13 protein-coding genes are annotated in these 11,577 nt (G+C 29.5%); 1 reads left to right on the top strand and 12 read right to left on the bottom strand.

Annotated elements, in window-relative coordinates; genetic code table 11:
* Nucleotides 1-230: 230 nt before the first annotated feature.
* A complete protein-coding gene (locus AC28QF_RS13695) occupies nucleotides 231-875 on the bottom strand; it encodes a hypothetical protein (protein ID WP_488202388.1) in 645 nt (214 codons plus the stop codon).
* Nucleotides 876-1,525: 650 nt separating this feature from the next.
* On the opposite strand from AC28QF_RS13695, the gene AC28QF_RS13690 reads away from it, so the two are divergent.
* Entirely contained in the window at nucleotides 1,526-1,783 is a 258-nt protein-coding gene (locus tag AC28QF_RS13690) for a hypothetical protein (protein WP_488202389.1), read from the top strand.
* Here the strand turns inward: AC28QF_RS13690 and AC28QF_RS13685 are convergent.
* From AC28QF_RS13685 to AC28QF_RS13635, 11 genes are all read right to left on the bottom strand, one after another.
* Complete coding sequence (locus tag AC28QF_RS13685) at nucleotides 1,780-2,013, bottom strand: hypothetical protein (protein WP_488202390.1); 234 nt, start codon at nucleotides 2,011-2,013, stop codon at nucleotides 1,780-1,782. The genes AC28QF_RS13690 and AC28QF_RS13685 overlap by 4 nt on opposite strands.
* 142 nt (nucleotides 2,014-2,155) lie before the next feature.
* Complete coding sequence (locus tag AC28QF_RS13680) at nucleotides 2,156-2,374, bottom strand: hypothetical protein (protein WP_488202391.1); 219 nt, start codon at nucleotides 2,372-2,374, stop codon at nucleotides 2,156-2,158.
* Nucleotides 2,375-2,388: 14 nt separating this feature from the next.
* Nucleotides 2,389-2,769: a hypothetical protein gene (locus AC28QF_RS13675; protein WP_488202392.1), complete on the bottom strand. Its 381-nt coding sequence runs from the start codon at nucleotides 2,767-2,769 to the stop codon at nucleotides 2,389-2,391.
* A 604-nt stretch (nucleotides 2,770-3,373) separates the two neighbouring features.
* On the bottom strand, nucleotides 3,374-4,069 hold the full coding sequence (locus AC28QF_RS13670) for a hypothetical protein (protein ID WP_488202365.1): 696 nt from the start codon (nucleotides 4,067-4,069) through the stop codon (nucleotides 3,374-3,376).
* Nucleotides 4,070-4,731: 662 nt separating this feature from the next.
* On the bottom strand, nucleotides 4,732-5,844 hold the full coding sequence (locus AC28QF_RS13665; protein WP_488202364.1) for an SIR2 family protein: 1,113 nt from the start codon (nucleotides 5,842-5,844) through the stop codon (nucleotides 4,732-4,734).
* A 149-nt stretch (nucleotides 5,845-5,993) separates the two neighbouring features.
* Nucleotides 5,994-6,323, bottom strand: coding sequence for a hypothetical protein (locus tag AC28QF_RS13660; protein WP_488202363.1), 330 nt, complete (start codon nucleotides 6,321-6,323; stop codon nucleotides 5,994-5,996).
* Nucleotides 6,277-8,421 (bottom strand): hypothetical protein, encoded by a 2,145-nt coding sequence (locus AC28QF_RS13655; RefSeq protein WP_488202362.1) that lies wholly within the window; start codon nucleotides 8,419-8,421, stop codon nucleotides 6,277-6,279. The genes AC28QF_RS13660 and AC28QF_RS13655 overlap by 47 nt, the downstream gene beginning before the upstream one ends.
* A 381-nt stretch (nucleotides 8,422-8,802) precedes the next feature.
* Nucleotides 8,803-9,003: a hypothetical protein gene (locus AC28QF_RS13650; protein WP_488202361.1), complete on the bottom strand. Its 201-nt coding sequence runs from the start codon at nucleotides 9,001-9,003 to the stop codon at nucleotides 8,803-8,805.
* A gap of 176 nt (nucleotides 9,004-9,179) precedes the next feature.
* Nucleotides 9,180-9,779 carry a DUF6985 domain-containing protein gene (locus tag AC28QF_RS13645; RefSeq protein ID WP_488202360.1) on the bottom strand — a complete coding sequence of 200 codons (600 nt, stop codon included), beginning with the start codon at nucleotides 9,777-9,779 and terminating at the stop codon, nucleotides 9,180-9,182.
* A 154-nt stretch (nucleotides 9,780-9,933) separates the two neighbouring features.
* Nucleotides 9,934-10,611, bottom strand: coding sequence for a hypothetical protein (locus tag AC28QF_RS13640; RefSeq protein WP_488202359.1), 678 nt, complete (start codon nucleotides 10,609-10,611; stop codon nucleotides 9,934-9,936).
* A gap of 146 nt (nucleotides 10,612-10,757) precedes the next feature.
* Nucleotides 10,758-11,492 (bottom strand): DUF6843 domain-containing protein, encoded by a 735-nt coding sequence (locus tag AC28QF_RS13635; RefSeq protein WP_488202358.1) that lies wholly within the window; start codon nucleotides 11,490-11,492, stop codon nucleotides 10,758-10,760.
* Between the last annotated feature and the right edge of the window lie 85 nt (nucleotides 11,493-11,577).

The raw sequence follows: 11,577 nt of genomic DNA, 5'->3' as shown, positions 1-11,577 counted from the left end.
CAGAAAAACGTAATTTAAATTAGAATTATTCACAATAAATTTGATGATTTTTAATTCAGAATTGTTTCCGTCTGAGTAATTTCCGCTATTATTTGCAACGTGTTTGTGTATGAGTTGTTGCGTATTTTAAACGATTAATTTAGTAAATACAAACTGAATAGAAAATCCGCGAGGATTTTCGTAAGTAAACACAAACCAGCAATTAATTATACACGGTGTTGTACTCTGTTTTATTTTGTTCCAATAGCTTCAATTGTAATCTCTTTACTTTCATTTAAAGCTTTGTCAATTTTTGCTTTTTCCTTTTCAAGTCTTTCCTTCTCAATTCTATGACTCCATATTGAAAAAAGTTTCAAAGTGTTATTGAAATATGTCTCATCAGATAATCTTACTAGGAGAGGAGCATATTTTTTTACTGTACTGCAAAATGTATGACCAACAGTAAGGTATCCAACTTTTTCTTCTGCTACACCAGATACAAAAAATAAAGAAAAACTTTCTAAAGGATTGAATAACTCTAAGTTTGGAAGTTCGAAAACTTTACTAACTTCATCTTTATCCTTAAAGCGAGGAATTACGTTAATTCCATTTTTTGTTAAAATTGTTTCTGATTTCTCAAAAAATGACACCTTACTTTCATCTACTGCTTTATCAAGATTATTAATCAATGGGATTATTGTTGTCATGAAGTGTTCACACTTTTCAGCAGCAATTTTGAACGATTCTCGTTTTGAAGAGATTAATCTATTTTCTTTAGTCTCATTAACCTGTTTTCTAGTTTCTGAAATTTGTTCTAAAGCTTTAAATGCAAAAAATGCAATTAGAGGTCCACTTAAAAAGTAAATTATTTCTAAAATGTTTTTCAATATTTCCATATCTTTTTTTTTAAATTGAGTACAACGGTTTTTTGTATAGAAAGTTGCTTTGTAAGAGCTCGGCGAATTTTCCGCAGGAAAATTGGACTTAGTTAAAAAACACTAACTATTTAGTTTAGCTAAAATAAAGCAATTTTTATATACAAGTTGTTAGTAAATGCGTTTTTTTCGACAAGTAATTCTGTTTTATGATTTCTGATATTTTCAAAATTCAACGTTTGAATAAATAATTCCGTAGAGATTTTCAACTCCGCAAAGTTGCTAAATTCCGTAAGAGTGATTTTCTAAATTGATTTCTAATTTTTCAACGTTTAAAAATTCCGTTTGAGTAAGAATTTCGCAAATTTGCTCTAAACTTGTGTTTTTTATTTTTCCAGTGTTGGAAGAAAAGCGTAATTTAAATTAGAATTATTTCACAATAAATTACAATATTTTAATACAGAATTGTTTCCGTCTGAGTGATTTCTAAAGTTTTTACTAACGTGTTTGTATATGGTTTGTTGCGTGGTTAAGCACGTAATTTAGCAAATAAAAAACGAATAGAAAATCCGCGAGGATTTTCGTAAGTAAGCAAGAAGCCAGCAATAAATTATATATGGTGTTGGCAAATCGTTTTTTTATTCAGATTATTAATTTTAAAATCAAATATTATGTCAGATACAAGACACATTTTTCACAAACCAATAGATTCCGATTTAATTATTCCAGGAATGCTTTTGGAAATTAAAATTCATTATAATTCCTTTTCTGTTTTTTATCAGTTTGAGGGTTTTGATAAATTCAAACATCAATTAGAAGTTCACGAAAAGATTTTCCCAATCAGCTATTTAGTCCGTTTTTTTAAAATCAACGGTGAAGCTGATAAAAATTATTTTGTTATGCGACCAAAAGAACTTTTAGAAAACTAATTTTTATTCGGCCACAATTTATCTTTTATGCGTTTTTCAAATTCAGGGCAACAACTTTCATATTCCGCTTTTACGTGTGTAGAATCATCTTCTACAAATTTTATAATAGTATCAGTTGAACATTTTCCGCATCGTATTCCTTTTAATTTAGGTTTAAATCCGATGTCTCTTTGTTGTCTGGCTTTTTCATTCAAAAAGCTACTTCCTGTTTTTATCTCGTATTTTATCATTCTTTTGAGTGTGATTGGTAAATGTTTGCCAACGTGTTTATATATGGTTTGTTGCGTGGTTTAAGCAACTAATTTAGTAAATAATTACTGACAAAGAAAATCCGCGAGGATTTTCGTAAGTAGGCAAGAAGCCAGCAATAAATTATATATGTTGTTGTGGGTAGTTTTTTATTTTTCTTTCAATTTGTTCGTTCATTTCTAAAGCTGATAATTCAACTTCTTTTTCAATTTGTTCCAAATTATTTCCTATCTTTTCAACTTTAGAACCTAGTTCGTGAATTAAACTTATTTTCCAGACACAATTTGAAATTTCCTCAATTTCCTCAATTTCCTTTTTCCATTTTCCAAGTTTTTCTTTCATAGCATTCGTTTAATTTAATAATGCACCCAATAAGAATCCGTTTCTTCTCCTTCGTCAACCATTCTAATTCTGACGTTAAATAATTCAGTCAATATTCTATCTTTAGTTGAATTGTCAAATTCCTTAAATTCTAATTTCTCAATATGTTCTGAAATTTTGTCTCCATTGTGCCATTTTTCCGCCACAATTTTTTCAATCAGAACTTTTAATTCAGGTGAAGGAATTTCTTTTTCAGATTTATGCCAAATAAATTCCTGTTGTTCTTCTGGATCGTTTTCATCATAAATTGCAATTCCACTTATTGAGTTCAACGTTTCTTTAGTCAATTCGATTTTCTCAACGCTATATAATTTGAGATATGATTTTAAAAAATTCAGTCTTTTTGATTCTTTCATTTCGGTTTTTCTCAAATTACCCACAACGGTTTTTTGTATAGAAAGTTGCTTTGTAAGAGTTCGGCGAATTTTCCGCAGGAAAATTGGACTTAGTTAAAAAACACTAACTATTTAGTTTAGCTAAAATAAAGCAATTTTTATATACAAGTTGTTGTAAATTGTGGTTTTTTCGATTTATAATTCTGTTTTAAGCTTTTCTATATTTTCAAAATTCAGCGTTTGAGTAAACAATTCCGCAAAGTTGCTAAATTCCGCAAGAGTGATTTTTTGCGTTTAGTTCTGTTGTTGTCAACGTTTAAAATTCCGTTTGAGTAAGAATCCCGTAAAGTTGCTCTAAACTTGGGATTGTTATTTTTCCAGTGTTGGCAGAAAAACGTAATTTAAATTAGATTTATTCCACAATAAATTTCTTGCTTTTTAACTCAGAATTGTATCCGTCTGAGTGATTTTCCGCCATTATTTACAACGGTCTTGTATAAGATTAGTTGCGTGTTTTAAGCACTAAAGTTAGCAAATAAATCACAGATAGAAAGTCCGCGAGGACTTTCGTAAATTGGCTAAAACCAGCAATTAATTTTATACGGTGTTGTAAACAGTGCTTTGTTCATTCTCTAATTTTATTCACTTTCACATAAAACCAAGGAACAGGTTCAAATCCGTTTTCTTTGTCATTCATATATTCCATTATTTTATCCCAATCACTAACGTTTTCGATAAGTCCAAATTCATTAATTAAAAGTCCAAATTTTTCTTTTAAATCATTTGACAAATCGTGGCAATGAAAAGAGTGAAAATCTCCACTAATTTCAATTCCAATTATATCGTAACCTAAAAATTCACTTTTGTCTATTTCGACTTTCTTGTTTTTAAGATTGTTATAAATTCCGATTTCGCCTAATTGAGAATCAGTTTGTTTAATTAATTCCAGAGTTTTGATTAATTCCGATTCAGGGAAACTGATATTTAATATTTCAAAATTCGAGTCATTAGGAAAGAACTTTTCTTTGTATTCGGTCAAAGTTTTTAAGTCCGAAAATGTATTTATCCAACCGAGTTTTTCTTCGTCAAGTTTTTTGTCCGCCCAAACTTGAATTTCCTCAACATTTTGGTCAGTCAGATTAAAAGTTACTTTAGTTTCCTTAAGTTCTTTCTTTTCTGTTGTAGTCCAAGAAATTGCCCAAGAGTCAAAAAAAGAATCGTTTATACAACGACTACAAGTGTAGATTTCAGAACCTTTAATTGTTCCATAATCGACAGGTTTTAATTTAATCAAATAGTATGCTCCAATGTAGTGTTTCACTCGGTTTTCGGCATTGTTTACAACGGTTTTTTGTATAGAAAGTTGCTTTGTAAGAGCTCGGCGAATTTTCCGCAGGAAAATTGGACTTAGTTAAAAAACACTAACTATTTAGTTTAGCTAAAATAAAGCAATTTTTATATACAAGTTGTTAGTAAATGCGTTTTTTTCGACAAGTAATTCTGTTTTATGATTTCTGATATTTTCAAAATTCAACGTTTGAATAAATAATTCCGTAGAGATTTTCAACTCCGCAAAGTTGCTAAATTCCGCAAGAGTGATTTTCTAAATTGATTTTTAATTTTTCAAAGTTTATAAATTCCGTTCGAGTAAGAATTTCGCAAATTTGCTCTAAACTTGTGTTTTTTATTTTTCCAGTGTTGGAAGAAAAGCGTAATTTAAATTAGAATTATTCCACAATAAATTACAATATTTTAATACAGAATTGTTTCCGTCTGAGTGATTTCTAAAGTTTTTACTAACGTCTCGGCTATGGTTAGTACGGGAATTAAAAGTAGTAAACTTTCGATTAAGCACTTAGCCAAAACTTTTTATTTTGTTTTATCTTTTTTGTTATAAAGTCAAATCAAAAAGATTTGGCGGACTTGGTCAAAAGCTCTAAACTTTGGGTCAAGCACCAAAACCCGTATTAATTATAGCCATTGTTAGGTGTTCGTTTTAATTTTATTTTTCAAATCATTTTCTATATAATTCTCAAAACTATCTTTGACAAATATTACATTTTTGCTGATACTTCTATAATTACTTTTAATATTCTCATTAAGAAAAGGATCAACAACTTCTATTTCGGTAGTATCTAGTATGTTCTTTTTAAATAGCGCTTTTATATGTACATCTGCTTCAGGAAAAGAATATCCGACAAATATTATTTTCTTTGTTTTTCTAATTTCTATTGCAGCTTCATCAAATAATTTTGAAATTGCTGGATGATTAAGTTCTTTTATATGAGATGGTGGCACTATAAAAGTATCAAAAGGAGTTCCATCATTTGGGCATTTTAAATCGAAAACTATTTCTTCAGGATTTTCAAAATTTGCTCTAATTCTGCCTTTAAAACCTTGAGAACTTAAGTCTATATCGGTATCCCAAGGAGTTAATAATACTTGATTACAACAGTTACAGTATTTCCAATTTAAGGAACCATGTATTTTTATTATTTTGATTGGTACAGGTGTTTTTTTATCCCAAATACTTACAGGTTCTCTAGGATTAATCCACCAATTGAAAGCATCAATTTTGTCGTAATCTTCATAGTTCATAAAGTTGATACAATAATCAATTAACGCATCACTAGGGTATAGGAAGTCGAACGATTCATCAAGAAGTGTATCATAATTCATAGTGATGATGGATACGTTTTTATTCTCAGTGTTTACACATTCTAAAAACTTCTTATATATTCCTTTTCTGGTTTTTGATTCACTTATTTTGTAATGAATTAAGCGAATAAGAGATTCTTTAATTTTTATTAATTGAAGAGTTGTATATCCTCCTTTTAGACTTTCTTTTTTTGAAATAAAATAATCTAAATAACCAAAAACAGATTCTAAGGAAGGACAATTGTCATTCTCAGTGTCAAAATTACTACAGATAAACTTTTTTACAAGATTAGCTATTTCAGAATTATCATAATTCTCTTTTAATATTTCAGGTAATAAATCTCTTTGTAATGGTCCTCCATCAGATATTGAAGCACCCGCTCCAAAAACGAAAAGAACATCTCTATCTTTTTTATATCTAATATATTTCTCGTTCATAGTTAATGACACCTAACGTGTTTGTATATGATTAGTGGCGTGTTTCAGCACCTAATTTAGCAAATAAAAACCGAATAGAAAATCTGCAAAGATTTTCGTAAGCAAGCTAAAACCAGCCATTAATTATATACGGTGTTGTGCCCAGTATTTTATTCTTTTTCAGTTAATTCATATTCTTCTAATTCAGTATGAATAGATTTGATTTCCGTATTTAGCTGATTTAAATATTCAACACAAATATTGTTATATAAATCTGAACTTTTGTCCTCTAGAACAAATTCAAATAACCCTTTTTTTAATTCTTTTAATATTAAATTAAATGCTGATTTGACGTTATTTGGGTTGTCATCTGTTAAATTAATTTGGATTGGATTTTCTCCAACTTCAAGAACCAAATAAGTATAAGGCTCCTCTCTTTTAATAGTTGCTTTTTTAGTTTCCATATATTTTTCCTCTTTCTCCAAAGGCTGCTTTTCCACCTTCTAATGTTTTCATACTAATTTCTTTCCAATCAAGACTTGGTCTTGAACCATAAATACAATTTAATGAATTTGAAAATGGATTGCCTGTTAGAGTAAATCCTTTCCCTTTGTCTTGAAGTCTATAAATTGAATTATATGGTAATGTTCTAACAGCAATATTTGCATCGTGTGTTGCAATTATAACTTTTTTTGCAAGAAGTGCTTTTTCTTTTATTAAAGGTACTATTACATCATTAATATAGTCATTTCCAAGACTTTTTTCTGGTTCGTCAATTAAGTAAATATCTTTATCGTCTGCTAATTCTTTATGTAATAGAATCATTGAAGACTCTCCATTTGAAGGATTGTAAATTGTTCCGTTCAGCGTGAAATGTTTGTATTTTAATAACAATTCACTAAGTGAGTTAATTGTACTAATATTTTCTATCTCGTTTAATTCTGTGATTTTTAAGAACAACTCATTTGAATGAATATATTTTGAAATAGAAATGATTGCATTTGCAAATTCTTTTTGAGGTGTTTTATATACGTTTTTCACAGCAGTATAATCTCCGTTTGAAAATGAACCATTCTGAAAAAACAAATTTGTTTTACATATTAACTCCCCTTTTTCTCCTAGACTTCCAGCATATTCTTCAATCGGATTTATAGATTTGTTTATTATTTTAATAATCTTTTTGGATGCCCTTTCTATTTTAATTCGATTTCTGGAATATTCTAAGAAACCTGTTCTTGTTGGTTTTGGTGGTTGATTAGTCTTTTTTGCAATTTCATTATTGAAACAAGAAATAATCCCATTAAGCAGCTTGATACTTTTGTTTTCTATAAAGTTTTGTTCTGTACCTTCTTTAAGTTGAACAAGTATTTTTTCAAGAATACCTCCAAGTTCAGTTATTAATGTGACATCAACATATTTAGGTATATCTGAATTTTCATTTATATAATTCTTAAATGTCTTGAAATTGTCTAGAATATCAGTTATTTCTTCAAGTATTCTTTCAGATTTAGCTTCATCTGCTTGAGTAATATTCTTGATTTTTAACTTTTGGGAAATTTTATTTGTTTCTTGAAATGAAAAATGTAAATCATATTTGTTTAAAGTGGTTACTTTCTCTTCAGTAACTTCTTTAAGGAATTTTATTTCATCAATACAATCATCAAGTCCAAAATCAGATGCATCACAATTGAATGAATTGCCTTTAATATCAAATACAGAGTTTAAATGATTATCATTTGATTTATAAACAGAAGTTTTATGTCCTTTACTATTGTAATGTTTAGAAAGAGATTCTAGTATGTCTGTTTTACCCGTTCCTTTACTTCCAAAAAGAATGTTGATGTCTGAGTAGATATCTAAAACTATTTTCTCAAATGGGTCGCTATTAAAAGGAAATAGTTCAATACTTTCCTTAGATTTTTTATCTAAAATAGTACTTATTGTTGCTTCATCTTTTTCAAGTAAAAGACAGAATTGTTCAAAACTCTCAACGGGAAGTCTAAGCTCAGGTAAATTTTGTGATTGTTCTATGTAATTATCCCAGTCTTGTACATCTGAGCCATAAATAGAATTATGTCCGTGACTTATGTATATTCCAGCCGATATTGAGTTAGTTGCTTCTTTTAAAATACGTTTGGGATTTGATACTAAGTCAATTAAAATTTCTATTTCCTTATCTCCTAAATTTGGTTTTTTTACGAAGTAGTGGGCAATGTAAATACAATCTAATGTGTCAAATTTTTCTACGGTTTCTTTTAATGAAATTGTAAAAGTATCTGGATTTTTTTTATCTAATATTTCACTTACGGCTTTATCAAAGGCTTGGTGGTTTTTCGGATTGCAGATAACTATTAGATGAGACCTTTTTCCATTTTCAAAAACATCAAGTTCAATTCCTGGCCATATTTGACAATGACTTTCAACTCCATCTCTAAACTCTTCATATTGTTTCGAATCAAAATGGTTATGGTTGGTTATTGCTAAAATATTAACCTCAGTATCGCTCAGTATTTTGACAAACTTTTCTTTTTCGATGTTTCTTGTCGGTGCATCACCAGACTTTACTTTTCTTGTATGTACGTGAATGTCAATTTTCATTTCAAGGTTTTTCTGATATTGGGCACAACGGTTTGTGGTATGTTTTGTAGCGTGTTTAAGCAATAAATTTAGTAAATAATTATCGACCAAGAAAATCCCTTTAGGATTTTCGTAAGTGTGCTAAAACCAAGCTATAGAATATACCAATTGTTGCCTAATGTTGTTTTACTTTTCAATTTTCAAATCCGTTATGATTGGAAAAGTCAAGAATGTTTTCGGTTTAGTTACAATTTTTCTTTTTTAGTTTTCCGTTCGGCTGAGTTTTATGTTTCAACTCTCAAATCCGAAATGATTGGAAATCTTTCCGTTTCAATTCTCAGAAATCGAAATTGTGCTAAAATCGTACCGATTCAAATTGTAATCTTTCGGTAAACTCAGGTTTTACTTTTCTTGAATATTTTCAGTACTATTATTTAAAAAATAAAGTGCTTTTCCAATTTTTTCTCCTGAAGAGTATGAGAATCCAATGACTAAAATAGATATATAAATTAATCCAATAATTTTTTTTCTTTTTTTATTCTTTTCATTTTTCAGCGTAATTACTGCTGCTAAAATTATTATTCCAATGTAAAAGTAGCTCATAGTTTTATTCTTTTAATTTATCATCCGCAATATTTGGCAACGTGATTGTATATGGTTTGTTGCGTGTTTTAAGCAACTAATTTAGTAAATAATTACCAGCCAAGAAAGTCCGCGAGGACTTTCGTAAGTAGGCAATAAGCCAGCTATAAATTATATACGGTGTTGGCAATCTGGCTTTATTTCCAGAATTTCCACCATTCCGTTTTTGTCTTATTTTCATTTTCGTTCAAATGATTAAACTCCTTATTTTCAATAATAGGTTTTTCATAAGAGTCAGATTCCGTAATATGTCCATCTTGTTCACTTATTCTTGTCAATTTTTCTCCTTCTTTAAACAAAAGTTGAAGTCCGTGTTCTTGTTCCCATTCACATTCACAAGCTAAATTCAGATAGATAATTTCAAATTTGTCGTGACTTCTTGTTATATAAATATCTTGAGGATAAATGAATTTCCAAATTTGGTTTTTGTCTTTAATATTCCAAAGTGGTTGGTCAGCTTCATCAAATTCAACTGCGTTTAGAAATTCCATACAGTTTTCGTATGCGAGATTCGATATTAATAATCTATCAAATACAGATTTTTTTAAAAAGGTTTTTAAAGCTTTATCTGCTTCTTTAATAAATTCAGTATCATTTTCAGGAATGAAATCCATAAAAGTGATTTTCATTTTTTTATTATCAAAAAACGGAATTTCAATGAGTTCACTTTCCCACCAATCCTCAAATTGGTCGTTCTGTTTTAATTCTCCTATTATTTCACTTTTTATCGTTCTCATTTCGGTTTTTAGCTTGTTGCCAACGTGTTTGTATAAGCTTTGTTGCGTGGTTTAAGCAATGAATTTACTAAATAAAACACGAACGGCGAAATTCAGAAGGAATTTCCTAATTGAGCCAAAACTAGCAATAAAGTTTATACGGTGTTACCTACAGTTATTTATTTCCAAATTTCACTAATTCGGGTTTTATTATTATTAATTCCTTTTTTCTTGGAAATTTTCCGTGTTCAAAAATCAGTTCTACACTATTTTCTTTCTTTTCGAGTGATTTTATGTCAACGTTATAAAAGTCCGAAATCACGAACGATTTATTTTCATAACCCAATTCAGTCGGTTGAATTAAAATATGGATATCCGTTTTAGAATTTTCAGTTTCGAGAGGTAAACTTTGTCCATTATAAAAAGTCATTACTCTGACAAAATAGTCATTTCCATATTCCGATTTGACTTGGTCAAAATCACGAAGGACTGATTCAAATTCCGATTTAGAGGTTTGAGTGATTTCAGATGTATGTTTATAAACGAAAAAATTATCTGAAATATCTAAAGTGTCTTTAAAGTTCTTTTTGTCAATTAATTTACGTTCTCCGCTTTTTAATTTTTCCGCAACATTTATTTCAGGATCTGAAGATTCTACGAAGCGATAATAATCTGAAGATTGAGCGTTTTTGGTGTCTTTCTCTAAATCCTTTATTTTCTTTTGCAATTCAGAAATTTGATTGTCCTTTTCAATTATTTCCTCATTCAATTTATTCCACTCTAATTTGTTTGAGTTAAACTCACAGCTTGAAATAAAAATCAATGTTAAAATCAGTAACGGAATTTTTTTCATAATTGTAGGTAACGGTTTTGTGTATGATTAGTGGCGTGTTTAAGCCACTAATTTAGCAAATACAAACCGAATAGAAAATCCGCGAGGATTTTCGTAAGCAAGCTCGAACTAGCCATTAATTATACACGGTGTTGGGCACAGTATTTTTATTTACAAATTTTAAGTTTCTCTGTTTTGATTGAGTCAAATTTTTGGTCGTATTTAAATCCGAATTTTTCTGATAAGTCACTATAAGTCGAAACATAAAATTCGAGAAAATCATATTGCTCATCCTTATTTGTTACTTCTCCTTTTTCGTTAATCATATTTCCAATACTACCTGTTCTTCCCCAATGAAAAATTCCGAGTTTATCTCTCGGTGGTTCGTTTGGGTTTTTTTCTAAAGTCCATTCTTCGTTAAAGTCTCTTACATCCATTTTTGGAATTTCGGTTCGTTTTCCTTTGCTGTCTTCATAAAAGTAGCTGTGTTCAATAAATCCCGTTTTCAACTCATTGTCAATAACTAGAGTTCCATCGCTTGGAATCTTGTAAATAATTCCTTCGTCAGTTTTTTCAAGTTCTGTTCCGCAACCCTCTTTGAATATTATATTTACTCGTCCTTGATAGTTTTCTGTAATCAAAAATGTTTCTGGTCCAACTGAATTTATTTCTCTCCAAATTGGCCAAAAAGCTATAATTCCAATAATAAAAAGTCCGATTGGAATAAGTCTTTGTTTCCAAGTCTTTTTTAGTGATACCAAAGTCAAGATTATTCCTACTATAAAAATTGGTAATCCGATTATCGCAAAGAACGCAGCGAAAGTCAGTCCGAATGCTCCGATTGCGATTAAAATTAGTCCGCTGTAATATAGAATGTTACTTGTTTTATCGGTCATTTTCATATTGTGCCCAACGGCTTTGTGCTTATAGTTTGTTGCGTAAATTTAGCGAAAAAATAATAAATAAAACACAGACTTTTACGCTTGC

Source organism: Tenacibaculum sp. M1.3A (assembly GCF_057732375.1).
Note: the sequence above shows the minus strand (reverse complement) of the source record. Positions and strands in the feature narration are given on the sequence as shown.